Source organism: Allobosea sp. P4_E12 (genome assembly GCF_056401655.1).
Window position 1 is genome coordinate 49,398 of the sequence record NZ_JBFUIY010000013.1, and the last position, 26,193, is coordinate 75,590.

Here is a 26,193-nt window from a genome sequence, read left to right on the forward strand (position 1 = left end):
CTGATCGCCACCCGCAGCCCATCCTACAATGATCGCAAGGGCTCAGTTGCGTCCAAGGGGAGGGGTCCGTTGCTCCGGAGCGCAGAGAGGGGCCTCTACCTTGGGCGACTGATGAACCTGACCAGCAGCGTTGCTTCACTGCCTTTGATTGTCGCATTCCGGCTCGCCTATGCGGGTAGGGCGCGCTGCCGGAGGGCCGTGCTCGTCCTCCGTGTCAGGCCGCACTCTCTTTGCTGCGCATGTCCTGTTCGCGCGCCAGAACACGCTGCACCGCGAGGAATGGGCACCTTGATGAGCCGTCTGAAGGTGGACGGCAGCGTGCGGCTGCCTCATCATCACCGGAAGGCGCGAACGGTGCAGGCGTCCCAACCTCTAAGTAGAGTCTTGCCTTCCCGTTGTGTCTTGCCGTCCGAGAGGCTGCACGTTTCCCGCAGCAGCTTCGTCGGTGGCCGGTCTCGGCCAGGTCGGCGGATGATTGAGGACCAGGGTTGTGCGATTTGCAGCATGGACAGCGGGTTTTCTCGTCGTTGCCGCTATTGCCGCCACGATCCATTTCTGGTCACCCCACGCGACCGTGCGGGTGACGACGGGAGCGCTTGGCACCGACGCGCAGCGTCTCGTTGGCGCCCTCATCACGGAGACGACCAGGGATCATCCCCGGATCAGACTTCAGCCGCTGCCGGTCAAAGATCTGGCTGCGAGCTCGAAGGCGATCGAAGCTGACGAGGCGGATCTCGCCGTGATCCGCAGCGACGTCTCGCCACCGACCAACGGACAGACGATTGCGATTCTCCGTCGCGATGTCGTCGCCTTCGTTCTGCCGCCGAAATCGCCCGTCGACAGTATCGGCAAGCTTTCCGGCAAGACGATCGCAATTCCGCAGGGGCGTCTGCAGGAGGTCAACGCCGCGCTACTCGATGTCATCCTGGGCTATTACAATGTCGCGCCTCATGATGTGAAGCGGGTCTTTCTCGCGCCTGACGACATGATTGCCGCGGTTCACCAACGGCATATCGCGGCGATCCTTGCCGTCGGGCCGGTTGGGCCGGGAGAGGTTATTGGCGCAGTAAACGCCATGGCGAAGGGTACCGCAGGGACACCGACGATCCTGGCGTTCTCCGACGCCGATGCCTTCAATCGACGCTTTCCGGCCTTCGAATCCTACGATGTTCCCGAAGGCGCGTTCAGATCGCACCCCGCGACCCCCGACGACACCGTGACGACACTCGCAGTGACCTACCGACTTGTCGCGCCCGACACGATGCTCAATCTCGTCGCAGGGGCGATAGGCCGGACCCTCTTCGTCTCCAAAACCAAGCTGATGGCGCTCACGCCCCTGGCGAGCCAGATCGAGGCCCCCGACCCGGATGACAAGAACCCGATCCTGCCCATCCATCCCGGCGTCGCCAACTATCTCAGCAACGGTGAACAGAGCTTCTTCGACGAGTTCCAAGGCTATTTCTATCTTGCCGCGGCTCTCCTCAGCGTCCTGGGTTCGCTGACGACGATCATCCTGGGGCGTGTGAAGATGTCCCGGATGCGCCAGGAGCAGAAGCGGATCGGGCAGTTCATTCAGATTGCGGACCAAGCGCGGGAGGCCGATGCCGAAGGGCTTGAGGCCCTGGACCGTTCCCTTCATCAACTGGTCGATGAAGCCGTCGCGTCCGGGGGGCGTTCAGGCGAGGATGCGACGATGGCCCTTGCCGTCAATCACGCCCGCTACTCCATCACGGCGCGCCGGGCGTCTCTGAGTCCCCAAAGCGGGAAGGCGTTAGCTCTCAAGGCGATGCCTTCGTAGGCGCGCTCGTGTCAGGTTCTACGCGGCGGGAGCCTGGTCGCCGGGGTCTCGTCGCGCGCATGCGCATGGCCTATCGCCGTGCCTGATGAAGAGATCGTGGCCATGTCCAGCGCGTGTTCGATGCACAGGTGGGCGTGGAGCGCACAACGGCCGGAGGTTGCCCGCCGTTGTCATCGCTTCGTCCGCGGCGCGCTTCATCCAATCGAGGCCGCGACGCTCAAGCCTCTTGGTCACCGCGCAGCTGATGCGTCACGCCCCGACAGCGTCACTGACGCACTTCTTAGTGAAGCTCGACTTCGCGGCGCCCGACAGTTTTCGTTCGGCGGCAGTCACGTCGCACGCTTTAGCAGCGTCGCTTTCGCATTTTTTCATGAAGCTCGTCAGTGCAGCATCGGCAAGCTTCTTGTCGGCGGCGGAAGCCTTGCAAGTATCCCTCCAGCGTGCGGCAGGTTTCGACAGCATCAAGACAGACATGTAAGAGGAGAGGGCTGGCCGAGTGCCGGAACTCGGCGAAGGTCGTTCCAGATGGCCAATGCATGTTCCGCCGGTATCGATACCGGATTCGCCGCGCTGGTGAGGTTGCCCCCCCCAATTTTTTATCCAGCGCTGAGTTCGTTTATGGCGGTTGTGGATACCGTTCTGGCTGGTGAAGCGCTATGCGACAAGCACAGCACCAGAGCCCATCACGACCGCGCAGCGGATGAGCCGTAGGTGTGGATGAGTCGGCGTTCGTGGCGGACCACGAGCGCTTTGGAAGTGCCTTGGCCAGAAATTCAGGCGCTCCCTGACGCTGTCTGCTTCCGGACCGCGTCGCAACGGCGGCACCTTTATGGCTCGCCCGTTTCAGATCCTGCCTGCTCAGGCCGTTCAGCCGTCCGCGAAAACCAAAAATGAACGACTGGGGGACCTCGGGAGCGCTCGGTTCTTCAAATGAAAGGCGCCCGGCCGGGACCGGGCGCCCTATCGCTGATTGCGGAACTCGACCTACTACAATCGCGGCAACACTATGCCCCGATTTTCAGCAGTATCAGTACTCTGCGTGCTACGAGCAGCCAGTTGTACTACCGCAGGTGTTGCACTTCAGGCAGGTGCCGTTGCGGACCAGCGTGAAGTTGCCGCATTCGCCGCAGGAATCGCCGACATAGCCCTTCATGATCGCTTCGGCGCGACGCTCCGAGGCTGTCGGCTGGCCGGCGGGAGCCGCGAAGCCGAGCTTGGCCAGTTCAGCTTCGCCCACGGCCTCTTCTTCGGCGTCCGGCTTCAGCGCAGTCGCGCCTGCGGTGGCGAAGGAGGTGACGTTGCTGCTGCTGCGGGCGACGGTCTCGTGGACGATTCCGCCCTGGATGGCGAGCAGGTTGATCGGCTTGCCACGGCGGAAGCCAGTCGAGGCCAGCGGGGTCGAGGTGATCGGACCGATTGCATCCGGCGCCTTGTCCTGGCCGACGCCGCCGCCGATCACGTCATGGCCGATCTCGCTCGGGTCGACATGGGCGAGGTCGTTGCGCGAGAGATAGCTGATCGCCAGCTCGCGGAAGACGTAGTCGAGGATCGAGGTGGCGTTCTTGATCGACTGGTTGCCCTGCACGAAGCCCGAGGGCTCGAAGCGCGTGAAGGTGAAGGCCTCGACATATTCCTCCAGCGGCACGCCGTATTGCAGGCCGAGCGAGACCGCGATCGCAAAGTTGTTCATCATCGCCCGGAAGGCCGCGCCCTCCTTGTGCATGTCGATGAAGATCTCGCCGAGGCGTCCGTCCGAGTATTCGCCGGTGTGCAGGTAGACCTTGTGCCCGCCGACGACGGCTTTCTGGATATAGCCGGTGCGACGGTCCGGCATCTTCTCGCGTTCGCGCTTGCGTTCGATCCGTTCGACGATGCGCTCGACGATCTTCTCGGCGACATGGGTGGCGCGTGCCGCCATCGGCTGCTGGTGCAGCAACTCGACGGCGTCGTCGGCGTCGTCATCCTCGTCCGAGATCAGGGCCGAGTTCAGCGGCTGCGACAGCTTCGAACCGTCGCGGTAGAGGGCGTTCGCCTTCAGGGCCAGCTTCCAGGAGAGCAGATAGGCGCTCTTGCAGTCCTCGACGGTGGCGTCGTTCGGCATGTTGATGGTCTTCGAGATCGCGCCCGAGATGAAGGGCTGCGCCGCCGCCATCATGCGGATGTGGCTCTCGACGGAGAGATAGCGCTTGCCGATGCGTCCGCACGGGTTCGCACAGTCGAAGACGTTGTAATGCTCAAGCTTGAGGTGCGGCGCGCCTTCCAGCGTCATCGCTCCGCAGACGTGGACATTCGCGGCCTCAATCTCGGCCTTCGAGAAGCCGAGGAAGGGCAGGAGCTCGAACGACATGTCATTCAGCTTCTCGGCCGGGACCTTGAGCTCATTGACGAGGAAGTCCTCGCCCAGCGTCCACTTGTTGAAGACGAACTTGATGTCGAAAGCGGCCTTCAGGTCCTTCTCGACCGCGTCGATCTTGGCCTGGGGGAAGCCCTTGGCCCGGAGCGAGCCGTGATTGATGCCAGGAGCCTGGGCTAGCGAGCCATGGCCGACGGCATAGGCCTCGATCTCGGCGATCTCGGCCTCGCGGTAGCCGAGCGAGCGCAGCGCGTCGGGAACGGCGCGGTTGATGATCTTGAAGTAGCCGCCGCCGGCCAGCTTCTTGAACTTCACCAGCGCGAAATCGGGCTCGATGCCGGTGGTGTCGCAATCCATGACGAGGCCGATCGTGCCGGTCGGCGCGATCACCGTCGTCTGAGCATTGCGATAGCCATACATCTTGCCGAGCGAGAGGGCCTCGTCCCAGACGGCGCGGGCGCGTTCCGACATGGTGGCGCTCGAGCCGCCGAGACGGGCGAGCGTGCCATGGTCGAGCGGCACCGGCGTAACCTGCAGGCCTTCATAGCCCGAGGCCTGCCCATGAGCGGCGGTGCGGTGGTTGCGAATGACGCGCAGCATGTGGCTGGCGTTCTTCTTGTATCCGGGGAAGGGGCCAAGCTCGCCCGCCATTTCGGCCGAGGTCGCATAGGAGACGCCGGTCATGATCGCGGTGAGGGCGCCGGCAAGCGCGCGGCCTTCCTCGGAATCATAGCCGAGGCCCATGGTCATCAGCAGGCCGCCGATATTGGCATAACCCAGGCCGAGTGTGCGGAACTCATAGGACAGCTCGGCGATCTCGCGGCTCGGGAACTGCGCCATCGTCACCGAGATCTCGAGTACGACGGTCCAGAGCCGGCAGAGATGCTCATAGGCGGCGACGTCGAAGCTCTTGGTCTCGCGGTCGTAGAACTGCAGCAGGTTGGCGGAGGCCAGGTTGCAGGCGGTATCGTCGAGGAACATGTACTCCGAGCACGGGTTCGAGGCGCGGATGCGTCCCGAGGCCGGGCAGGTGTGCCAGTCGTTCATCGTGGTGTTGAAGTGCAGGCCGGGATCGGCGCTCGCCCAGGCGGCATAGCCGATCTTCTCCCAGAGATCGCGGGCCTTCAGCGTCTTCAGGACCTTGCCGGTGGTGCGGGCGGTGAGGTTCCAGTCCGCATCCGCTTCCACTGCGCGCAGGAAGTCGTCGGTCAGCGAGACCGAGTTGTTCGAGTTCTGGCCGGAGACAGTCAGATAGGCTTCCGAATCCCAGTCGGTGTCGTAGATGTCGAACTGGATGTCGGTATAGCCCTGGCGGGCGAACTGGATGACGCGCTTGATATAGTTGTCCGGCACCATCGCCTTGCGGGCGAGCTTGACCTCGCGCTTCAGGGCCGGGTTCTTCTCGGGGTCGAAGCAGGAATCGCCGTCGCCTTCGCAGTTCACGCAGGCCTTCATCACGGCCTTCATGTGCTTCTGGACGATCTTCGAGCCGGTGACGAGCGCAGCGACCTTCTGCTCCTCGCGGACCTTCCAGTCGATATAGGTCTCGATATCGGGGTGGTCGACATCGACCACGACCATCTTGGCGGCACGGCGCGTCGTTCCGCCCGACTTGATGGCCCCGGCGGCGCGATCGCCGATCTTGAGGAAGGACATCAGCCCGGAGGAACGGCCACCGCCGGCGAGCTTCTCGCCTTCGCCGCGCAGCATCGAGAAGTTCGAGCCGGTGCCGGAGCCGTATTTGAACAGGCGCGCCTCGCGCACCCAGAGGTCCATGATGCCGCCTTCGTTGACGAGATCGTCGGCCACGCCCTGGATGAAGCAGGCATGCGGCTGCGGATGCTCGTAGCTCGACTTCGACTTCACCAGCTTGCCGGTCTTGAAGTCGACGTAGAAATGGCCCTGGCCGGGGCCATCGATGCCATAGGCCCAGTGCAGGCCGGTATTGAACCATTGCGGCGAGTTCGGCGCGACGCGCTGGGTGGCGAGCATGAAGCGCAGCTCGTCATGGAAGGCGGCGGCATCCTCTTCCGAGGAGAAATAGCCGCCCTTCCAGCCCCAATAGGTCCAGCAGCCGGCGAGGCGGTCAAAGACCTGCTTGGAGGAAATCTCGGAGACGTAGCGCTCGCTCTCGGGGAGTTCGGCAAGCTTGGCCTCGTCGGGAACCGAGCGCCAGAGGAAGGAGGGAACCTCGTTCTCCTCGACGCGCTTCAGCGCTGCGGGCACGCCCGCCTTGCGGAAGTACTTCTGCGCGAGCACATCGCTCGCCACCTGGGACCAGGCGTCGGGAACCTCGATGCCTTCGAGGCGGAAGACGATCGAGCCGTCAGGGTTGCGGATCTCGCTGACAGCCGAACGGAAGGGAATCGCGGCGTAGGGCGACTGTCCGGTGGTGGTGTAGCGGCGCTCGATGCGCATGATCTTGGTCCCCAATGCATGCCGCGGGCGAAAATGCCCCGCGCGGCCGGTTGATCACCGGCTCCTGATGTCAGCCCAACTCGGTTTGATGCCCCTGGATTCCGCGGCGGTGTTTCCCGCCGTCGGCACTCCGGACGCCACCAGACAGACCGCACGCCACCGTTCGCCGCTGCCAGGGATGGCATGCCACGCGGTGATCACCTCGACCCGTCCGGGAACTCTCTCGCGGGTGTCGAAGGCGTCTCCGCCAGCCGTCACGCGACTGACAAAAACTAGTCCCGACTGGGGTGGTCCGTCAAGGATTAGTGCGCCGCAAACCCTGTGGACACGACATCTTGTGTGTATCTGTGTGTTCTGGGGATAAGTTTCAAGCTGCCAGCTAAGCACCCGGAATCACGGGCGGAATCGGTGCGCTTGAGCGAAGGGTGGACGATCCCGCGGGCGGCGGAAAGCATAAAATTCGCGGCAGTCATAGTTGACCATAGGTGAATGGGCCAGCCGCGCCTGACCATCGCAAGCGCCATCTACACAGCCTGCGCCAAGTGTCTGGAGACAGGAGATCTTCGCGTTTCGAACCGTGCCTGGGGCGTGTTCGCAAGGTGGCCGAATCATGGCGGCCTGCATTCCGGAAACGCGCGCTCCCGACGAATCTGCCGTGAATCTTCCTGCGGGCTGGACAGGGCGGGATGCTCTCGCCATAAGTCGCGCGACGCGGACCACGGCGGACGAGAGCCATGAAGCAAACGCTGCTGCAGATCTTTACCTGGTGGAACGGCCAGACCATTGGCACGCGCTTCCACACCTGGCGCTTCGGCGAGAAGGTCGGCCAGGACGAATTCGGCAATACCTATTACCGCACCAAGGGTGGGGTGAAGGACAAGGCGCTGGGCCTACAGCGGCGCTGGGTGGTCTATAACGGCCTGGCCGAAGCTTCGACCATTCCGGCTGGCTGGAATGGCTGGTTGCATCACACCGTCGATATCGCTCCCTCCGAGGAGAGCTATCAGCCGCGCGACTGGCAGAAGCCGCACCAGCAGAATTGGACGGGAACGGCCATGGCCTATCGTCCTCAGGGCTCGACCCTGGCTGAAGGCGAGCGCCCGCCCGCGACGGGCGACTACGAGGCCTGGACGCCCGGGCGCTGAAGCCTGCACGATCTGTTTGAGAAAGGGGCCGCCGGCGAATGAACGCCGGCGGCCCCTTTCGATTCAACGGAGTGCCCGTTTCGCGTCAGTCGGCCTTCGGCAATCGCTGCATGAAGGCATCGACGCGTTCCGCGATCTCGCCGGAATGGGTCTCGAGCGCGAAATGGCCGGCATCGAACAGATGCACCTCTGCGGCCGGCAACTGCTCCTTCAGATAGTCGACGCCCGCCAGCATGAAGAACGGATCGTTCTTGCCCCAGACAATCAGCGCGGGAGGCTGGTGTCGGGCGAGATAGGCCTGCCAGGCCGGGTAGGCGGCAAAATTGCTCTGATAGTTGTGGAGGAGCCGCAACTGGATGTCCTGATTGCCTGGGCGGTCCAGCCCGGCCTGATCATGGCGCCAGGCATCCGGCGAGAGCCGCTCCAATCTGGTCGCGCCATGCGTGTACTGGAACTTCGTGCCGTCGGCACCGAGCAGATTGCGGAAGGGCTTTTCGGTCTCGGGCGTCCAGTTTTGCCAGAACGGCTCCATGTCACGGCGGGCCTCCGCGCTCCAGGCGCCTTCATTGGCGACGGCATTCTGAACGATCAGCGCGCGAATGCGCTCGGGATGTTTGAGCGCGAGGCGAAAGCCGATCGGGCCGCCGTAGTCCTGGATATAGAGCGCATAGCGGGTGAGGCCGACCTGCTCCGTGAAGCCCTCGATCACCTCAGCCAGCCTGTCGAAGGAGTAGGCGAATTCGCTCGGCGCGGGCGCCGAGCTGTGACCGAAGCCGGGATAGTCAGGCGCAACGACGCGGTAGCCCTTGGCGAGCAGCGGCAGCAGGTCGCGGAACATATGCGATGAAGACGGAAAGCCGTGCAACAGCAGGATGGCGGGAGCATCCCGAGGTCCGGCCTCCCGATAGAAAATGTCGAGGCCCTGTATCGTGGCGGTGCCGTAGCGGACCGCGACCGACGGGGAGAGGACGGGCGCAATGGGCTGTGCGGTGGACATGAGTGGGGCTCCGAACATGAGAAACGTGGCGAGCGCGGCAGAACTGACGAGAGTTCGCATTTCGAGTCCGTAACCTGTCAATCTGTCGTTCAACGGTGTCATTTGACGCGTAACCTGTCAATGACTAAATTAGAGGTTACAAACGGCACTCACCTGCGCCAACCGGAGCGGCCCATGTCTGCGAGCCCGACCAATGATGATTTCCGGGATGGCTTTCCCTTCATGGGCGGCCGGCCCTGGCTCGATCTGCTCAACACCACGCCGCTGACCGAGACTGGACCGCGGGATCTGCTCGGCGAGCCGCACTCCATGGCGGTGTGGCTTGCCGCGGCTGGGCTGGGGGAGGCGGAGACGCCTGAAACCGGGTGTGAGCTCAAGAGCTTGCGGGAAACCCTTCGCCCGACATTTGACCTGTTGCGGCAGGGCAAGCCGCTGCCGGAAGGGTCTATCGATGCGATCAACCGCCTGCTCGTGCCGGCGACCGAGCGTTATCGGTTGCAAAGGGGTGACGAGGGCTACGCGCTAATCTCCGTGGCCGATCGGGGCGTCGGAGCGGCGTCGAGGATCTCGCTGGATTTCGCCCGCTTCGTCTGCGACCACGAGCCGGCTCGGCTCAAGCACTGCGCCAACCATGACTGCGTGATGGTGTTCTACGATCGAGGGCGAAACAACACGCGGCGCTGGTGCACGATGAGCACCTGCGGCAACCGCGACAAGGTCGCCCGCTTCCGGGCGCGCAAGAGCCAATGATGCGGTGCCGCCGCAGGCGTCACTGTGGCCCCGCTGCCCTTTTTCCGCTGCGATTGCCGTGTTAAGCCGCAGCCCCCGTCTTCTGGCGGGAGGGGAGATTCGTAGCAGAAGATGCGGTCCGTCAGCAGATTGTCGAAGGTCGCGGCCCTGGCCGCTCCAGCTCTCGCGGCCCTGATGGCCGCCCAGCCTGCGAAGGCCGACCGCATCCGCAATCCGACGGCGGTTTTTGCGGGTCTCGACAAGATCACCGGTCGGATCATCTCCTTCGAGGTGGCGATTGACGAGACCGTTCAGTTCGGTGCGCTGCAACTGACGCCGCGCGTTTGCTGGACCCGCCCGCCGACGGAGAACCCGCAGACCACCTCCTTCGTCGAGGTGGACGAGGTGACCTTCTCGAACGAGTACCGGCGCATCTTCACGGGCTGGATGTATGCCGCGAGCCCTGGTCTGCATGGCGTCGAACACGCGATCTATGATGTCTGGCTCACCGACTGCAAGGGCGGTACCGAGCTCGTGGTCGATCCCAAGGATCCGGAAGCGCCGCCGCCACCGGAAGAGCGCAGGCCGCGCACGCCGCCACGCGACGTCAACCAACTGCCGCCGGGCACCCAACTGCCTCCTGGCACCCAGCTTCCCCCCGGACAGCGCATGGATGTGGCTCCGCCGCGTGGTGTGCCGGTTGAGCCGCGTCAGGCGCCGAGCCAGCGCTTCTTCCCGACCAATCCTGTTCCTGGACGTGATCCCGCCGGCAATAACTGAGGCAGGGGCAAGAGCATGCTGCGAAAAAGTGGCAACGGTTTTTCGCATAAAGCAGGCTCTAAACTATAAGAGTTGATCACGCTGTATTTGGACAATTTCGTTCAAACGCAGCGTGATCAAGGGCTGAACTCAGATCAGCTCAGTCAGGGCCTCGCGACCGGCGATGTCCTGGCCTTTTGGCCAGCTCCACCATTCCGCGTCATGGGCGATCGCGGCTTCGAGCAGCATGCGATAGGCCTCGCGTGGCACTTCCTGTGTGCCGAACTGGGCAAGGTGCGTGGTCTGGAACTGGGCATCGAGCAGGCGGTAACCGCCGCGCTTCAGCCGGGCCACCAGATGGACGAGCGCGACCTTCGAGGCGTCAGTCGCCCGATGAAACATGCTCTCGCCGAAGAAGGCTGCGCCAAGGGACAGGCCGTAGAGCCCGCCAACCAGCTTTCCATCGCGCCAGCATTCGACGCTGTGCGCGTGCCCGAGTTCGTGAAGTGCGCCAAACAGCTCCCTGATCCGCGTATTGATCCAGGTATCGGGCCGGTCCGGGCGCGCTTCGGCGCAGGCCGCGATGACCTGTTCGAAGGCGGTGTCGACCCGGATCTCGAAGGGATCGGCGCGGAGCTTACGGGCAAGGCGTGAAGGCAGATGGAAGTTCGCGAGCGGGATCACGCCCCTGACCTCGGGCTCGACCCAGAACAGGTTTGGATCGTCGGCGCTCTCCGCCATCGGGAAGATGCCGGCTGCATAAGCGCGCAGCAGGATCTCCGGCGTGATCACGGGCGAGCGTACTGGCGCTGAACGAGCCTTCATGTGCAGATGGGAGCGTGAGCGCGGCGCCAAGTCAAACGCGAAAGCTGCGCTCTTTCGTCATGGCCGCTCCCATCGCGACCGTCCCTGTCACTGTGGCGGGGCTGGCGACCGAGACATCGCAGGATGTCGATGCCCGCCATCGGGCGGGCATGACAGGCCGTGACCGGCGCTATTGTCCCTCGGGCCCCATGCCGCCCGCGGCCAGGAACTTTTCGAGCCAGTGGATATTGTAGTCGCCGTTCAGGATGTCGGGATTGCGCACGAGCGTGCGGAACAGCGGCAGGGTCGTGTCGACACCGTCGACGACGAACTCGTCGAGCGAGCGGCGCAGCCGCATCAGGCATTCCGCCCGGTTGCGACCATGGACAATCAGCTTGCCGACCAGAGAGTCGTAATGGGGCGGGATCGAGTAGCCCTGATAGGCCGCAGAATCGACGCGGACGCCAAGCCCGCCCGGCGTATGGAACGAGGCGATCTTGCCCGGGGAGGGGCGGAAATTCGCCGGATGCTCGGCATTGACGCGACACTCGATGGCGTGGCCCTCGATGATGATGTCGCTCTGCTTGAGCGAGAGCGGCGCCCCGGCGGCGATGCGGATCTGCTCGTTCACCAGATCAATCCCGGTGATCATCTCGGTGACCGGATGCTCGACCTGGATGCGGGTGTTCATTTCGATGAAATAGAACTCGCCATCCTCGTAGAGGAACTCGATCGTGCCGGCGCCGAGATAGCCGAGATCGGCCATCGCCTTGGCGCAGATCGAGCCGATCCGGTCTCGCTCGCCGGCATTGAGCGCGGGCGAGGGGCCTTCTTCCCAGACCTTCTGGTGGCGGCGCTGCAGSGAGCAGTCGCGCTCGCCGAGATGGATGGCATGGCCGCGGCCGTCGCCAAGGATCTGGATTTCGATGTGGCGCGGCTTCTCGAGATATTTCTCGATATAGACAGCGTCATCGCCAAAGGCGGCTTTGGCCTCGGTTCGCGCCGTCTGGAGCGCCACGACGAGATCATCCTCGCTGCGCGCCACCTTCATGCCGCGCCCACCGCCGCCGGCCGCGGCCTTGATGATCACGGGAAAGCCGATATCGCGCGCGATGCGCAGGGCTTCCGCATCCTCGCTGACGCCGCCCTCCGAGCCGGGGACGCAGGGAATGCCGAGGCGCTTGGCCGTACGCTTGGCTTCGATCTTGTCGCCCATCACCCGGATATGCTCGGCCTTGGGACCGATGAAGGCGATGTTGTGCCGCTCGAGAATCTCGGCGAAGCGGGCGTTCTCCGACAGGAAGCCGTAGCCGGGATGGACCGCATCGGCGCCTGTGATCTCGCAGGCCGCGATCAGGGCCGGAATGTTGAGATAGCTCTCGCGGGCGCTCGGGGGGCCGATGCAGACGCTCTCGTCGGCGAGGCGCACATGCATGGCATTGGCATCCGCGGTCGAATGGACCGCGACGGTCGCAATGCCGAGCTCCTTGGCCGCGCGCAGGACGCGCAGCGCGATCTCTCCGCGGTTGGCGATCAGGATCTTGTCGAACATCTTCGGCTCGTCCGCGCCCGCTGCCCCGCTCACTCGATCACCAGAAGCGGCTCGCCGTATTCGACCGGCTGCCCGTCCTCGACCATGATCGCCGTGACCTTGCCGGCGCGCGGCGCGACGATGTCGTTGAAGGTCTTCATCGCCTCGACGAGAAGGACCCGCTCACCCGCCTTTACCTCCTGGCCGATCTCGACGAAGGGCTTCGCTTCAGGCGAGGGGCGGCGATAGGCGGTGCCGACCATCGGGGAGGGCACGGTGCCGGGGTGGGCGGCTGCCGACTTGACCTCGACCGGCGCGGTCGCGACCGGTGCATGGGCCATGGCCGGGGCATGCGAGGCGACGGGCACCTGCACGGTTGCGGAGATGGTGCGGGCCACACGGACGCGCAGATCACCCTTCTCGACCTCGATCTCGGACAGGTCGGTCTCGTTGAGGAGCTGCGCGAGTTCGCGCACCAGTTCGGGATCGATCGGGCTCTTGGTCGCCATGGCGGGTTTCACCGTCTTCGTCGTCTTGGTTGAGAGGATGGGCAGCCGCGAGGCGCCACCCTGCTGGATTGAGCCGGCCCGTTCAGGCCGCCGTCTTTTCCGCGCGCTTCTGGAGAAGCGGCACGATCGCGTCGAAAGCAAGGTCGTAGCTGGCGACGCCGAAGCCGCAGATCACGCCAACGCAGACCGGTGCCATGTAGGAATGGTGCCGGAATTCCTCGCGGGCGTGCACGTTGGAGACATGGACCTCGATGGCGAGGGCCTCGGTGCCCTTGATCGCATCGCGCAGCGCGACGGAGGTGTGGGTGTAGGCGCCGGCATTGATGATGATGCCGGCTCCCGCCAGCCCTGCCTGCTGCACGCGGGTGACGAGCTCACCTTCGAAATTGGTCTGGCTGAAGGTCAGCTCGACCCCGGCAGCGGCGGCCCTCGCCTTAAGGCGTTCCTCGACGCCGGCGAGCGTCACCGAACCGTAGGTTCCGGGCTCGCGGGTGCCGAGCAGATTCAGATTGGGTCCGTTCAGGACGTGGACGGCGACCATGGCTCGCGTTGATTCCTCAAGCCGCGAAGCTGCGGCGTCGGCGTCGTCTTAACCGGAACGGCGGGACAGGGGAAGCCTGTGACGCCGGCCTGCGATGAGAGCCACCACAGGCCGGCCGGTTTCATCAGCCGCTGCAGGTGGCCTTGCCGCATTTGCGGACGGCTTCGATCTTCTCCTTCAGCGCCGCGGCGCCAACGGCGCCGAAGACAACTTCGTCACCGATGATGAAGGCCGGAGTGCCGGTCAGGCCGAGCCGATCGCCGAGTGCGACCGTGGACTCGATCGCGGCGCGGGTTGCAGGCGCGTCCATGTCCTTGCGGGCGCGCTCGACATCGGCGCCGGCGTCCTTGGCGATCTCCAGCGCCTTGGCGCCGTTGATCCGGCCCTTGGTCGCCATCAGCTTGTTGTGGAAATCCCAGTACTTCTGGCCCTGCAGCTGGTTCTTCACGGCGATGGCGACACGGCTCGCCTCGACCGAATCGGGGCCGAGGATCGGGAAATCCTTGATCACGACGCGCAGCTTCGGGTCGTCCTTGGCGAGGGTGCGGACATCGTCGAGCGCCCTTTTGCAGAAGCCGCAATTGTAATCCATGAACTCGATCAGGGTGACATCACCCTGCGGATTGGCGGCGATGATCGATGTCGCGGGATCGACGAGGTTCGCCTTTTCGCTGGCGACGGCGCTGCGCTGTGCCTCGGCCTGAGCGACCTGATTGCGGCGCTCGAGTTCGACGAGCGCTTCCTGGATCAGTTCAGGGTTCTTCAGCAGCGTCTCGCGAATGAGATCGGTGACGGCCTTGCGCTGTTCGGGTGACAGGGGCTGTCCCTGCGCCTGAACCGGAGCGGCGGCCAGGGTTACGGCGAGGCCGAGCCCGCCCAAGACCAGACCCGCGCGCCTGATTCCGGCGAAGGCCGGGCGGAGCAGGGTGAACAGAGCCATGTCGTCATCCTTTCGGGCTCGCCGGCCCTTGGCCACGGCAAGCGTTGAACCGGTCATCTTGCGCCCCTTCTCCGCTCTCGCGCGGGCAGCGTCAATTCACAGCTTTGCCAGCGGTTGCGGCGGGAGCATGACCTGACCTGTGCGCAGCGTCGCTCAACACCATTGCGAATGCGATGGTCGGTCACCTCCTGTCGCCGAGTTGGAGACGGGGCAGGCGCAAGCCGGCCTCTCGAAGGAGGCCCCCGGTCGTCGTCTGTGCCACAAACGGCTTCCCACGCTCCCTCCTGATGCTCTAGGGCACTGCTTCAAGTGGCGGGCGGGGCTCCGCCGGTTCCCGACGCGAGATCTGCATGACAACCGATGTTCACCGCCTAGCGACGCCGCCCGCGCTCTCCGCTCGTGCGGCCGAGGTCGCACCCTTCATCGTCATGGACGTGATGAACCAGGCCGCAGCGATCGAGCGGGCCGGTGGTTCGGTCGTGCATATGGAGGTCGGGCAGCCTTCCGCGCCGACACCGGCCAGCATCCGCGCTGCAGCGGCGCGCGCGCTCGAGCATGGTCGCATCGGCTATACGCAGGCGCTCGGCACCGACTCTCTCAGGGCGCGTATCGCGCGCCACTATCAGGACGCCTATGGCGTCAGCATTCCGGCCGATCGTGTCATCGTGACCACCGGTTCGTCGGGTGGCTTCATTCTCGCATTCCTCGCCTGTTTCCAGCCGGGCGCACGCGTCGCGATCACGGCGCCGGGCTATCCGGCCTATCGCAACATCCTGACCGCGTTGGGGCTGGAACCGGTCGCGATCGAGGTTGGCCCGGAGACCCGCTACGCGCTGACCCCGGACCTGATTGCGAAAGGTCACGCCGAGCGCCCGCTCGCGGGCGTCCTGACCATGAGCCCCGCCAATCCGACCGGCGTGGTGATGGCACCAGACGCGATCGCTGCCGTCGCCGCTGAATGCCGCCGGCTTGGGTTGTGGTACATTTCCGACGAAATCTATCACGGCTTGACCTATGAGACGCCCGCGACGACGGCGCTGAGCGCCGATCAGGACGCGATCATCGTCAATTCGTTCTCGAAATATTACTGCATGACGGGCTGGCGCGTCGGTTGGCTCGTGGTGCCGCAGCGCATGGTGCGCACGATCGAGCGGTTGCAGCAGAATTTCTCGATCTCGGTGCCGTATCTCAGCCAGGTGGCGGGTGAGGCGGCCTTCGATGCGACTGCCGAGTGCGAGGCAATCAAGGCCGGCTATGCCGCCAACCGCGCCTATTTGCTGAAGGCTTTGCCTGAAATCGGCCTGGGCGATTTCCTGCCTGTCGACGGGGCCTTCTACATCTATCTCGACATCGGACGATATTCGAACGATTCCATGGCCTTCTGCCGCGATGTGCTCGAACAGGCTCATGTCGCGATCACCCCCGGCCTCGATTTCGACGGGGGGCGTGGCGCACGCACGGTGCGACTTTCCTTCGCCGGTTCGCTGGCTGAATGCGAGGACGCGGTCTCGCGCTTGGGCATGTGGCTGAAACGGCGCTGAGAGCCTGTAACGATGCCAGCGCGGAATGCTTGCCAAATGGATGTATTCCCGTCCAAGTCATAGGAGAGCAGACAAGGGGGAACCGGTTTTGATGCGAGCTTTCTTTGCGTCTTCGCGCGGTCATGCCCTCCCGGCGGCGCTGGTCCTCCTTGCCTTTCTGCTCATCGGATCGGGATCCGCAGCGTTCGCCCAGGCGTCCGGTGACAACAGCGTGACCCTGATCCTGCGCGGGGACGAGGCGCCCGACGCGCTGCGCAAGACCATCACGACGCTGGAGGCGGGGGGGCGCAAGGTCATTCTCCGCATGGCTGGCCCCGGCGAGGCCGTCGCAACTGCACCGGCGGCAGCGGCCACACCTGTCAAGCCCGCGCCTGCGGAAACGCGCGTTGCGGTTGCCGAAACGCGGCTGGAGGAGGTTGCCAACCATTTCGTCGAAGGGTTCGACTATGGCAACGCCTCGATCCCGTCCGCGACGCGCATACCGAGCGACTGGGCTCGCGCCTGGGCCGCCAATCAGAATGGCGCCACGGGAATGTCGGCGGGGGCCCGCGTCCTGCTCGTCCTGTTTGCCGCCACGGCTTTCGCCGTCATCCTCTGGAAAATGACGCGCGGCTTGATCGCCAAGCGCCTGGTGCCGCGGGACGACACGCTCTTCGAACGGTTCGTTGCCTCCTCGATCGGCTTTGCGCACGATTTCGCCGCGCTCGTGGCCCTATGGCTCGCCGGGCGAACCCTGGTGCGGTGGCTTCTGCCGCAGCTCGATTTCGCGCAACACATCGCCACGGCCGAACTCTACGGACTGGGGATGTTGTGGTCGTTCGCGATGGCCGGGCGGTTCCTGCTTTCCCCGGGGAACCCGGCGCGGCGCATCCTGCCTCTGCCGCGTGCCGAACGGCATTTCGGGCTGATCATGATCTATGCCTTCTTCGGGCATATCGTTCTGGTCGTGAACGCGCTCGGCGAAGGCTCGGCGTCGGATCCTGCCTCGATTGCCGGATGGTTCGCGGTGTCCTCGCTGCTGCTGACGGCCTACAAGGTCTGGTGGTTCTGGTACGCACGGCATGACCTTGTCAGCCTGGCGCAGCCCGGCCCCTCGGCAAGCGGCTTGCGCCGCTTGGTTGCTGCGGCGACGCCCTGGCTCTTGATGGCGAGCGCCGTGTTGATCTGGGCCGTGGGCCGCAGCGCCGCTGTCATGCCTGATGGCGCGCACTGGGGCGTCAAGGCGGGGACCACGCAGTTCATCGTCGTGCTTGCTCCGATCGTGGCGTCGGGGCTTGGGGCGCTGATCCGCTCGTGGCTGAACTGTCGCTCCGTGGAGCGCGAGCAGACCCCACTCTCGAGTGCAATGGGCAGGACCTTGCAATCGAGCGTGGTGGGCTTCGTCTGGCTCTGCGCCCTCTATTTGCTGGTCCGGCTCTGGAGCGGTTTCGTCATGGACGCCGATGCGCCCGATACCGTGTCGTTCGGTCAACGCCTCCTCAGTGTCGCCTCCCTGGCCTTCATGGGATGGATCGCGCTGACCTTCCTGCGTGCCTTCTTCGATGCCTATACGCCGCGTGCCGTGCATGCAGGGCCGACAGACGAGGAAGCTCCCCCAGACGACCATGTCCCGTCCAGGCTCGGCACGGTGCTCCCGGTGCTGCGCGGTGTCGTGCTCGGGGCCGTGATCGGCCTGACCAGCCTTGTCGTGCTATCACGGCTGGGTGTCGATATCGGGCCCCTCTTGGCCGGCTTCGGCATCCTGGGCCTCGCCGTGTCCTTCGGTTCGCAAGCGCTCGTGCGCGATATCGTCTCCGGCTTCTTCTTCATGGTCGAGGATGCCTTCCGCGTCGGCGAATACGTCGATACGGGGCGGCTCAAGGGCACGGTCGAGAAGATTTCGCTACGCTCGGTACAACTGCGCCATCAGAGCGGACAGATCCATACAGTGCCCTTCGGCCAGATCCCGTCCCTGACCAATGCCAGCCGCGACTGGGCAACGGTGAAGTTCAACGTCCGGCTCGACCGCTCCGCCGATATCGAGAAGGCGCGCAAGACAATCAAGAAGATCGGCCTCGCGTTGCTGGAGGACCCGGAATTCGGACCTCACTTCATCGCGCAGCTCAAGATGCAGGGTGTGGCCGAGATTGCCGACACTGCGATCGTCATCCGGCTGAAATTCACCGCCAAGCCGGCTCAGGCCGGTGCGCTCCAGCGTGAGGCGCTGAAGCGGATGTATCAGGCGCTCAACGATGCCGGCGTAGCCTTTGCCTCGAACGCCGTGACCGTCAGGGGCGGTGAAGGGCAGGCCTCTGCCGGGGCCGCCGCATCGATCACGACCATCCAGCCGCCGACGCCGCTGGCGCCTTCGGCCGGGTAGGGTCTCAACGACTGGCTTCGAGGATGAAGAAGAAGCCGAAGCCAATGGCTGTCAGCAGGAGGCCAAGCCCGAGTCCGAGGCGGGCGGCAGAAATCTGGGCGACGAGTTGGGTGCGAAAGCCCGCTCGCTCTGCCTCATGCTCACGGCCATGCTTGTGGAATTGGCTGGCATAGAGATCCGGCGTCATCTGGTGGCCGACGGGCCGGTTTTCCTCGAGCTCGAAGCGGATCGCCACGAAGGCGATGAAGAGGCCGAGCAAGCCGACGCCGAACCAGCCGATCGCCTGCAAAGCCAGCCAGGCGAGACCGAGCAGCGCCGCGATGCAGACGACGACGAGCGCCAGTCGCTCAAAGCTTCTCGGCGGCGGCATCGACGGTCACCCCCTTAACGAAGAAGGCCGCTGCGAGTGATCGCAGCGGCCGGAAGTCTTACTTGCGTCCGGCGAGCTTGTTCCACCAGCCGCCGCGCTTCGGCCGGTCCGGATCCGGCGGGGTCAGGACGACCGCGACGGGTTCCTCGACGACACGCGGGGCAGGTTCGGGAGCGGGCTCAGCTTCGGAGGTGATCGGCGTCTCGACCGGAGCAGCCGGAGCTTCGACTGCGGGGGCGGGAGCCTCGGCGGCGACGCCGTCCTCGGTGATCGGTACGACCTTCTTGCGTGCCCGACTACGCTTCGGCTTCTCGGCCGGTGCGGCCTCGGCGGCGACGGTCTCCGTCACGCCCTCGGCTGCCTTCGCCGCTTCGGGGGCTGCCTCTTGCTCGGTTTCGGCCTTGATCTTGCGCGTGCTGCGGCGGGCGCGGCGCGGCTTGGCCTCCTCGACGGCTTCGGCTGCAACCTCGGCGACAGGCGCTTCGGCTGGCTCGGCTACGGGAGCCGGGGTGGCTTCCGCGACAGCGGGGCTGTCGGCGTGCTCGTCGCCATCCTCGTCGCCTTCATCGCCTTCGGCGTCGCTGCCGCCCTCGATCTGCTGGCCGTTCGCATCGCGCTCGCCACCACGCCGGCGCCGACGACGGCGGCGGCGCTTGCGTCCGCCGTCCCCACGGGCTTCGCCATCGCCGCGTTCCGCAACGGCGTCTGCCTGGGTAGCGTCTTCCTGCTCGTCTTCGCTTCCTCCGGCGGCCTCCGCCTCGGCCGCTGCATCGAGCGCATCGTCATCGACATGCGCGATCGCCTCGGCCTTGAAGGGGCTCGGAACGACGCGGCCTTCATTGCCGACGAACTCGCCGCGCTCGACCTCGAAATAGCGGGTGCCGAGCAGGGTCGCGTCGGCCGAGACCGTGATCGCGATGGCGAAGCGTGTCTCGAGGTCGGTGAGATGCGCGCGCTTCTGGTTGAGGACATAGAGCGCCACTTCAGGCCGCGTCCGGACCGAAAGATTGTGCGAGGCGCTCTTGATCAGGGTCTCTTCCAGCGCGCGCAGGATCTGCAGCGCCACCGAGGAGGTCGAGCGGATCATGCCGGCACCCGCGCAGTGCGGGCAGGGGACCGAGGAGCTCTCGAGGACGCCGGTGCGGATGCGCTGACGCGACATCTCCAGCAGGCCGAAGGCCGAAATCCGGCCGACCTGGATGCGCGCACGGTCGTTCTTGAGGCAGTCCTTGAGCTTCTTCTCGACGGCGCGGTTGTTGCGATTCTCCTCCATGTCGATGAAATCGATCACGATGAGACCTGCAAGATCGCGCAGCCTGAGCTGGCGGGAGATTTCCTCCGCCGCTTCGAGATTGGTCTTGAGAGCCGTGTCCTCGATATTGTGTTCGCGGGTCGAGCGGCCCGAGTTGATATCGATCGCGACCAGAGCTTCGGTCTGGTTGATGACGATATAGCCGCCGGACTTCAGCGTGACGGTGTTCGAGAACATTGCGTCGAGCTGGCTCTCGACGCCGAACGAGGCGAAGAGCGGGGTCTGGTCGCGATAGGCCTTCACGCTCTTGGCATGGCTCGGCATGAGCATGCGCATGAAGTCCTTGGCCTCGCGGTAGGCCTCCTCGCCGGCGACATGAACCTCGTCGATGTCCTTGTTGTAGAGATCGCGGATCGAGCGCTTGACGAGGTTTCCTTCCTCATAGACGAGCGCCGGCGCGACGGAGCCGAGCGTGAGTTCGCGCACGCTCTCCCACATCCGCATCAGATACTCGTAGTCGCGCTTGATCTCGACCTTGGTGCGGGAGGCGCCGGCCGTGCGCAGGATGATGCCCATCCCTTCCGGCACCTCCAGTTCCTGGGCGATTTCCTTGAGGCGCTTGCGGTCCTCGGCATTGGTGATCTTGCGCGAGATGCCGCCGCCCTTGCCGGTGTTCGGCATCAGCACCGAATAGCGGCCGGCGAGCGAGAGATAGGTGGTGAGCGCCGCGCCCTTGTTGCCGCGCTCTTCCTTGACGACCTGGACCAGGATGATCTGGCGGCGCTTGATCACCTCCTGGATCTTGTACTGGCGGCGCGAGTGGCGCGGGCGCTCCGGCATATCGTCCAGGGCGTCGCCGCCGCCGAGCTGCTCCGGCTCTTCCTGCGGCTCGTCGTGGCCATGGTCGTCGCTGTCTTCGCCGTTCTCGTCCTCGTCATTCTCGGACGGACGGCGCGCTTCCTCGTTGTCAGCGGACGCCTCGCCGACTTCTGCAGAGGCTTCGATCACGGTCTCGAAGGTCAGCGGCGCAGCGTTCTCGACGACGGTCTCGTCACTCGATTCTGCGACCTCCGGTGCAAAATACTCGCCGAAGGCGGGCGCGCCTTCGTTGACCATGGCGGCTTCCTTGCCGTCGGTCTCGACGACATCGGCGCTGACGGTCTCGTCGTTGCTCGCCTTCTTGGCGCGTCCGTCGCGGTCACGCCGGCCGCGGTCGCGGCGGCCGCGCTTCTCGCGGCGTTCCTCGTCGCGCTCTTCCTCGCGGTCGGCGCGTGCTTCCTCGGCGAGCAGGGCCTGCCGGTCGGCCACCGGAATCTGGTAGTAGTCCGGATGGATTTCGGAGAAGGCGAGGAACCCGTGACGGTTGCCGCCATATTCGACGAATGCGGCCTGGAGCGAAGGTTCGACCCGCGTCACCTTCGCCAGATAGATATTGCCCCGCAGCGGCTTGCGGCTGGCAGATTCGAAATCAAATTCCTCGACGCGCGAGCCGCGCACCACCACGACCCGGGTCTCTTCCGGGTGTGTTGCGTCGATAAGCATCTTGTTGGCCATAAGAGATTTCCATTGGCGCAGCCGCCGACAGGACCCGCCGGGCTGCGGAAGGATATCCGCTGCCGCGGGCAGGGGCGCCGCGCATGAGCCGGCATGAACCGGCATGTTGCAGGAGGGAGTGAGGGATCAGGACGCGATGGCGGATCGGGAAGCCTGCCCGGGCAAAAAGCCCGCCGCAGTCCCGAAGGTATGGACGATGCACCGATGAGCTAAGCGGCGTCGTATGCCCCGACATCTGACCTAACCTGCAGTGCGTGCGTCGAAGACGATTGCACCGCGTTTGCACGCTCGCGAAAGACTGCCATGCGTCGAACCTCATGCCTGACGCAGGCCGTCCGCGGACGATCCGTTGGCGGCTGCCCTGCCGCGACAAGTCCTGTAAGGGCCTGTCGCTTCGCCGTGTCCCGGACGCCAACGGATCCTCGAATCCGGATGCGCGCTACGGGTGGCTTTGCAATGCAACCACCCCCATTACAGACAGGTGACAGTGATTTGCAAGTCACATCGCTTGGGCAACATCATGGCGGTGGCGCCGGGGCGGTTCTCGCCATCACAATTGCGTGGTAACCGGCTGTTAAGCTTCTGCGTCGCTATGGTTAAGCCTTGGTGACGCCAATGGGATCCATTCGCCTGACGTTCCATTCCCACAGCGCTGGCCTGAACCGGCTGACGGTTTCAGGCGTGGTCCGTCTGATGCTCGGGTCCTGGTTGATTCTAGCGCCATGCGCGCCGGTAAACGCCAATCCTGCGCCCAGGCCTGCAAACGAGTTTCCAGTCGCGACCGATGCCAGGATCGAGCAGGCCGGTGAGGTCGTCAGGCTCACCATGGCGCTCTCGCGTCCCGTCGAGATCAGCGCCTCGGTGATGGCCGCGCCCGATCGGGCGGTGATCGACCTGCCATCGGTCAATTTCCAGGTTCAGCCGAATACGGCGCGCAAGAGTGCCGGCTTCGTCAGCGCCTTCCGTTTCGGGATGTTCACGGCCGATCGTTCCCGCATCATTCTGGATCTCGCTCAGCCAGCCGTGGTCGCGAAGGCCGAGGTCCGCAAGGTGCGCGGCGGATTCGGCGAGCTGGTCGTGGAGTTGAAGCGCGCAAGCCGGGCCGAGTTCCAGGCAGCTTCGGTGCGCCCGGCTCCGCAGTCGCAGGAGGGGCCGGCGTCTCAAGTGCCCAAGCCGCACGGCGAGACACGCCAACTCGTGGTGATCGACCCCGGACATGGTGGGATCGATCCCGGTGCCGTGGTTGCCTCGATCGCCGAGAAATCCGTCGTCCTCGCCTTCGGGCTGGCTCTGAAGGAGCAACTCGAAGCCGGCGGCCGCTATCGGGTGATGATGACGCGCGATGACGATACCTTCGTACCATTGGGGCAGCGCGTGAAGATCGCCCGCGCCGCCGGCGCCGATCTCTTCATCTCGATCCATGCCGATTCGCTGACGCAGGCGCAGGATGTGCGCGGCGCAACGATCTATACCGGCTCGGAGCGCGCCACCGACGCCGAATCGGCCCGGCTCGCCGCCAAGGAAAACCAGGCGGATGCCGTCGCGGGCCTCGACGCGGCCGAGGACGTGCAGGACGTCGCGGGCATCCTGATGGATCTCGCCAAGCGGGAAACCCGGACATTCTCTTCGGTCTTCGCGCGAAATCTGGTCGAGAAGCTCGGCGGTTCGGTCAAGCTGCACAAGGTACCCTTGCGTTCCGCAGGATTTCGTGTCCTGACCGCGCCGGATGTTCCCTCCGTACTGATCGAGCTCGGCTATATGTCGAGCCCCAAGGATGCGGAGTTGCTGAATTCGCCATCCTGGCGAGCGCAGGCAGTCGGGGCGGTCCACAACGCGATCGATGGCTATTTCACCAGTACGCTTTCGGCTGGAAAAGCTGCCGCGAACCAACGTTGAGACCTGTTGATGCGGTTGGCGAAGATTGTGGTCGTTAGGCCACGGTTCCGCCATCTCAGCCGTGTTATAGACCTGATTTGGAAGCGACGAGGACGAGAGCTGGGAGCGAGACGGTGGCAGCCGTTTCTTGCACGAGATCGGCTCTGTTGCGGCGAACCCGGCGAGACCGGTCACTGCACAGCAATCAGGGGCATGGGCCTTAGATGCGGTTTATTCTGCGACTCTTCGGGTGGCTATTCGCTGCGGGCACGATCGTATTCGTCATCGGCGCGGTCGTGGCCGGCGGGTTCATCTGGCATTATTCGAAGGATCTGCCCGACTCGGCGCAGCTGCGGAACTATGAGCCGCCGGTGATGAGTCGTGTGCATGCCGGTGACGGCAGCCTGATCGCCGAATTCGCCCGCGAGCGCCGCCTCTATCTGCCGATCCAGGCGATTCCCAAGCTGGTCGTCGACGCCTATCTCTCGGCTGAGGACAAGAATTTCTACAAGCATATGGGTGTCGACCCTGAGGGGCTTGTCCGCGCGGCGATCACGAATTTTCGCAACCGCGCGTCCGGTCGCCGGCCGCAGGGCGCCTCGACCATTACCCAGCAGGTTGCGAAGAACTTCCTCGTCGGCTCGGAGCAGTCGCTGGAGCGCAAGATTCGCGAGGCGCTGATCGCGCTGCGCATCGAGGGGACCTATTCCAAGGACAAGATCCTCGAGCTCTACCTGAACGAGATCTATCTCGGAGCTCCGGCACCAGGGCAGGGCAGCTACGGCGTTGCCGCTGCCGCACTGAATTATTTCGGCAAGTCGGTGCATGAGCTGAACCTGCAGGAGGTCGCCTATCTCGCGGCTCTGCCCAAGGCTCCGACCGACCTTCACCCCTTCCGCAATCGCGAACGGGCGATCGAGCGTCGCAACTACGTGCTCGATCGCATGGCGGAGAACGGTGTGGTCAAGCGCGAGGAGGCCGAGGCCGCCAAGAAGCAGCAGCTCGGCGTCAACCCGCGTACGATTTCACCCAACAACATCGCGGCCGGCTATTTTGCCGAAGAGATTCGTCGCGAACTGCAGGATCGCTACGGCGAGAAGAAGCTGCTCGAGGGCGGCCTTTCCGTGCGCGCCACCGTCGATCCCAAGATGCAGCTGCTTGCCCGTAAGTCGCTGGTCGACGGGCTCGTGCGCTTCGACGAGGCGCGCGGCTGGCGCGGTGCCATCCAGAAGCTCGACATCAGCGCGCGCGACTGGGGCATTGCGCTCGGCGACTTGCCGGTGCTCGGCGACGTGGCGCCCTGGCGCCTTGCCGTCGTGCTCGATGTCAGTGGCGACAGCGCGCGACTCGGCCTGCATCCGGGACGCGAGAATTCCGGTCATCTCCGGACCGAGCGCGATACCGTGACGCTGACGGGTGACGGCATCCGCTGGACCCGACGCGCCCGCGTCGCCCAGGCCGTCTCGGTCGGCGATGTCGTCTATGTCGAGCCGATTGACAGCAGGCCCGGCCAGGTCCGCCTGCGCCAGATGCCCGAGGTCAACGGTGCCATCACCGTGATGGATCCGTATTCCGGCCGCGTGCTGGCCATGGTCGGCGGCTTCTCGCATGACCAGTCGGAGTTCAACCGCGCGACGCAGGCGCTGCGCCAGCCGGGCTCGTCCTTCAAGCCTTTCGTCTACGCCACTGCGCTCGACAACGGCTATACGCCGTCGAGCATCGTGCTCGACGCGCCGATCGAGGTCGATCAGGGCGGCGGCCTCGGTGTCTGGCGGCCTGAGAACTATGATGGCAAGTCGACCGGGCCACGCACCCTGCGCTACGGCATCCAGTTCTCCAAGAACCTGATGACGGTCCGCCTTGCCAAGGATGTCGGAATGCCGCTGATCGCGGAATATGCCCGTCGCTTCGGCATCTATGACGACATGCTGCCGGTGCTCTCGATGTCGCTCGGCGCCGGTGAAACCACCGTAATGCGCATGACGGCGGCCTATTCGATGTTGGTCAACGGCGGCAAGCGCATTCGTCCGACCTTGATCGACCGCATCCAGGATCGCTTTGGTGGCACGATCTATCGTCACGATCAGCGCGTCTGCGAAGGCTGCAATGCTGACAAATGGGCGAGCCAGAAGGAGCCGCGCCTGATCGACAATCGCGACCAGGTGCTCGATCCGCTGACGGCCTACCAGATGGTTTCACTGCTCGAAGGCGTGGTGCAGAACGGCACGGCGCAGGTGGTCAAGTCGGTCGGCAAGCCACTCGCGGGCAAGACCGGCACGACCAACGAGGCCAAGGACGTCTGGTTCGTCGGCTTCTCGCCGGATCTCGCGGTCGGCGTCTATATGGGCTTCGACAAGCCGAAGTCGCTGGGCAACTCGGCGACGGCCGGCCAATATGCCGCTCCGATCTTCCGCGACTTCATGATGGCTGCGCTGAAGGACAAGCCGGCGACGCCGTTCCGCGTGCCGGCCGGCATCAAGTTGATCCGCGTCGATCCGCGCAGCGGCATGCGTGCCGGTGGCGAAGGCGGCATTCTCGAAGCCTTCAAGCCGGGTACCGCTCCGCCCGACAGCTACTCGGTCATCGGTGCTGCGGGTGAGGGTGGCGGCGCGCCGTTCAACGTCTCTCCCGGCGGCGGGCGCAGCGTCGGGTCCGGCACCGGCGGCCTGTACTAGATCCGTTATCGCCGGCGTGGGAGCGAAGGCCAGATCGGCCCCG

18 protein-coding genes are annotated in these 26,193 nt (G+C 64.8%); 9 read left to right on the forward strand and 9 right to left on the reverse strand.

The features are described 5' to 3' along the window. Positions 1–490 precede the first annotated feature (490 nt). Together AC1DW9_RS17900 and AC1DW9_RS17905 are read left to right on the forward strand one after the other, a co-directional pair. Positions 491–1,798, forward strand: a complete 1,308-nt coding sequence (locus AC1DW9_RS17900; protein ID WP_441489980.1) for a TAXI family TRAP transporter solute-binding subunit — start codon at positions 491–493, stop codon at positions 1,796–1,798. A 226-nt stretch (positions 1,799–2,024) separates the two neighbouring features. After that, the gene (locus AC1DW9_RS17905) at positions 2,025–2,276 is read left to right on the forward strand and encodes a hypothetical protein (RefSeq protein WP_441505381.1); all 252 of its coding nucleotides are present in this window, start codon (positions 2,025–2,027) and stop codon (positions 2,274–2,276) included. 564 nt (positions 2,277–2,840) lie between these two features. Here AC1DW9_RS17905 and AC1DW9_RS17910 read toward each other — a convergent pair. Continuing rightward, positions 2,841–6,569: a vitamin B12-dependent ribonucleotide reductase gene (locus tag AC1DW9_RS17910; RefSeq protein ID WP_441505382.1), complete on the reverse strand. Its 3,729-nt coding sequence runs from the start codon at positions 6,567–6,569 to the stop codon at positions 2,841–2,843. Positions 6,570–7,303: 734 nt separating this feature from the next. On the opposite strand from AC1DW9_RS17910, the gene AC1DW9_RS17915 reads away from it, so the two are divergent. After that, positions 7,304–7,714, forward strand: coding sequence for an NADH:ubiquinone oxidoreductase subunit NDUFA12 (locus AC1DW9_RS17915; protein WP_441489983.1), 411 nt, complete (start codon positions 7,304–7,306; stop codon positions 7,712–7,714). Positions 7,715–7,799: 85 nt separating this feature from the next. Here the strand turns inward: AC1DW9_RS17915 and AC1DW9_RS17920 are convergent, their stop codons facing one another. Continuing rightward, entirely contained in the window at positions 7,800–8,711 is a 912-nt protein-coding gene (locus tag AC1DW9_RS17920) for an alpha/beta fold hydrolase (protein WP_441505383.1), read from the reverse strand. A gap of 174 nt (positions 8,712–8,885) precedes the next feature. Here AC1DW9_RS17920 and AC1DW9_RS17925 point away from each other — a divergent pair, with 174 nt between their 5' ends. Together AC1DW9_RS17925 and AC1DW9_RS17930 are read left to right on the forward strand one after the other, a co-directional pair. Beyond that, a complete protein-coding gene (locus AC1DW9_RS17925) occupies positions 8,886–9,461 on the forward strand; it encodes a CGNR zinc finger domain-containing protein (protein WP_441505384.1) in 576 nt (191 codons plus the stop codon). Between the two features lie 174 nt (positions 9,462–9,635). Then, positions 9,636–10,220 carry a DUF2155 domain-containing protein gene (locus AC1DW9_RS17930; RefSeq protein WP_441505596.1) on the forward strand — a complete coding sequence of 195 codons (585 nt, stop codon included), beginning with the start codon at positions 9,636–9,638 and terminating at the stop codon, positions 10,218–10,220. Between the two features lie 129 nt (positions 10,221–10,349). Here the strand turns inward: AC1DW9_RS17930 and aat are convergent, their stop codons facing one another. The 5 genes from aat to AC1DW9_RS17955 all read right to left on the reverse strand — a co-directional run bounded on the left by aat (position 10,350) and on the right by AC1DW9_RS17955 (position 14,524). Then, the gene (aat, locus tag AC1DW9_RS17935) at positions 10,350–11,024 is read right to left on the reverse strand and encodes a leucyl/phenylalanyl-tRNA--protein transferase (protein WP_441505385.1); all 675 of its coding nucleotides are present in this window, start codon (positions 11,022–11,024) and stop codon (positions 10,350–10,352) included. Between the two features lie 169 nt (positions 11,025–11,193). After that, on the reverse strand, positions 11,194–12,555 hold the full coding sequence (gene accC / locus AC1DW9_RS17940; protein WP_441489987.1) for an acetyl-CoA carboxylase biotin carboxylase subunit: 1,362 nt from the start codon (positions 12,553–12,555) through the stop codon (positions 11,194–11,196). A gap of 29 nt (positions 12,556–12,584) precedes the next feature. After that, positions 12,585–13,043 carry an acetyl-CoA carboxylase biotin carboxyl carrier protein gene (accB, locus tag AC1DW9_RS17945; protein ID WP_441489988.1) on the reverse strand — a complete coding sequence of 153 codons (459 nt, stop codon included), beginning with the start codon at positions 13,041–13,043 and terminating at the stop codon, positions 12,585–12,587. Positions 13,044–13,125: 82 nt separating this feature from the next. Then, a complete protein-coding gene (gene aroQ, locus AC1DW9_RS17950) occupies positions 13,126–13,584 on the reverse strand; it encodes a type II 3-dehydroquinate dehydratase (RefSeq protein ID WP_113512750.1) in 459 nt (152 codons plus the stop codon). Between the two features lie 124 nt (positions 13,585–13,708). Then, positions 13,709–14,524, reverse strand: a complete 816-nt coding sequence (locus AC1DW9_RS17955) for a DsbA family protein (protein ID WP_441489989.1) — start codon at positions 14,522–14,524, stop codon at positions 13,709–13,711. Positions 14,525–14,874: 350 nt separating this feature from the next. Here AC1DW9_RS17955 and AC1DW9_RS17960 point away from each other — a divergent pair, with 350 nt between their 5' ends. Next, positions 14,875–16,065: an aminotransferase class I/II-fold pyridoxal phosphate-dependent enzyme gene (locus tag AC1DW9_RS17960; RefSeq protein ID WP_441505387.1), complete on the forward strand. Its 1,191-nt coding sequence runs from the start codon at positions 14,875–14,877 to the stop codon at positions 16,063–16,065. Between the two features lie 91 nt (positions 16,066–16,156). Then, the gene (locus tag AC1DW9_RS17965; protein WP_441505388.1) at positions 16,157–18,424 is read left to right on the forward strand and encodes a mechanosensitive ion channel family protein; all 2,268 of its coding nucleotides are present in this window, start codon (positions 16,157–16,159) and stop codon (positions 18,422–18,424) included. Between the two features lie 4 nt (positions 18,425–18,428). Here the strand turns inward: AC1DW9_RS17965 and AC1DW9_RS17970 are convergent, their stop codons facing one another. Both AC1DW9_RS17970 and AC1DW9_RS17975 read right to left on the reverse strand, forming a co-directional pair. Continuing rightward, positions 18,429–18,794, reverse strand: a complete 366-nt coding sequence (locus AC1DW9_RS17970) for a hypothetical protein (RefSeq protein ID WP_441489992.1) — start codon at positions 18,792–18,794, stop codon at positions 18,429–18,431. Positions 18,795–18,852: 58 nt separating this feature from the next. Next, positions 18,853–21,600: an Rne/Rng family ribonuclease gene (locus AC1DW9_RS17975; RefSeq protein ID WP_441489993.1), complete on the reverse strand. Its 2,748-nt coding sequence runs from the start codon at positions 21,598–21,600 to the stop codon at positions 18,853–18,855. A 615-nt stretch (positions 21,601–22,215) separates the two neighbouring features. Between AC1DW9_RS17975 and AC1DW9_RS17980 the strand changes: the two genes are divergently transcribed. Then, the gene (locus AC1DW9_RS17980; RefSeq protein WP_441505389.1) at positions 22,216–23,496 is read left to right on the forward strand and encodes an N-acetylmuramoyl-L-alanine amidase; all 1,281 of its coding nucleotides are present in this window, start codon (positions 22,216–22,218) and stop codon (positions 23,494–23,496) included. Between the two features lie 203 nt (positions 23,497–23,699). Beyond that, positions 23,700–26,150, forward strand: a complete 2,451-nt coding sequence (locus tag AC1DW9_RS17985) for a penicillin-binding protein 1A (RefSeq protein ID WP_441505390.1) — start codon at positions 23,700–23,702, stop codon at positions 26,148–26,150. Positions 26,151–26,193: the final 43 nt, after the last annotated feature.

What these genes read in the sequence shown, in the direction of transcription:
- AC1DW9_RS17910 (WP_441505382.1), bottom strand. Translation starts at nt 6,569, where the DNA reads ATGCGCATCGAGCGCCGCTACACCACCACCGGACAGTCGCCCTACGCC.
- AC1DW9_RS17915 (WP_441489983.1), top strand. Translation starts at nt 7,304, where the DNA reads ATGAAGCAAACGCTGCTGCAGATCTTTACCTGGTGGAACGGCCAGACC.
- AC1DW9_RS17920 (WP_441505383.1), bottom strand. Translation starts at nt 8,711, where the DNA reads ATGTCCACCGCACAGCCCATTGCGCCCGTCCTCTCCCCGTCGGTCGCG.
- AC1DW9_RS17925 (WP_441505384.1), top strand. Translation starts at nt 8,886, where the DNA reads ATGTCTGCGAGCCCGACCAATGATGATTTCCGGGATGGCTTTCCCTTC.
- AC1DW9_RS17930 (WP_441505596.1), top strand. Translation starts at nt 9,636, where the DNA reads ATGGCCGCCCAGCCTGCGAAGGCCGACCGCATCCGCAATCCGACGGCG.
- aat (WP_441505385.1), bottom strand. Translation starts at nt 11,024, where the DNA reads ATGAAGGCTCGTTCAGCGCCAGTACGCTCGCCCGTGATCACGCCGGAG.
- accB (WP_441489988.1), bottom strand. Translation starts at nt 13,043, where the DNA reads ATGGCGACCAAGAGCCCGATCGATCCCGAACTGGTGCGCGAACTCGCG.
- aroQ (WP_113512750.1), bottom strand. Translation starts at nt 13,584, where the DNA reads ATGGTCGCCGTCCACGTCCTGAACGGACCCAATCTGAATCTGCTCGGC.
- AC1DW9_RS17955 (WP_441489989.1), bottom strand. Translation starts at nt 14,524, where the DNA reads ATGGCTCTGTTCACCCTGCTCCGCCCGGCCTTCGCCGGAATCAGGCGC.
- AC1DW9_RS17960 (WP_441505387.1), top strand. Translation starts at nt 14,875, where the DNA reads ATGACAACCGATGTTCACCGCCTAGCGACGCCGCCCGCGCTCTCCGCT.
- AC1DW9_RS17965 (WP_441505388.1), top strand. Translation starts at nt 16,157, where the DNA reads ATGCGAGCTTTCTTTGCGTCTTCGCGCGGTCATGCCCTCCCGGCGGCG.
- AC1DW9_RS17970 (WP_441489992.1), bottom strand. Translation starts at nt 18,794, where the DNA reads ATGCCGCCGCCGAGAAGCTTTGAGCGACTGGCGCTCGTCGTCGTCTGC.
- AC1DW9_RS17975 (WP_441489993.1), bottom strand. Translation starts at nt 21,600, where the DNA reads ATGGCCAACAAGATGCTTATCGACGCAACACACCCGGAAGAGACCCGG.
- AC1DW9_RS17980 (WP_441505389.1), top strand. Translation starts at nt 22,216, where the DNA reads ATGGGATCCATTCGCCTGACGTTCCATTCCCACAGCGCTGGCCTGAAC.
- AC1DW9_RS17985 (WP_441505390.1), top strand. Translation starts at nt 23,700, where the DNA reads ATGCGGTTTATTCTGCGACTCTTCGGGTGGCTATTCGCTGCGGGCACG.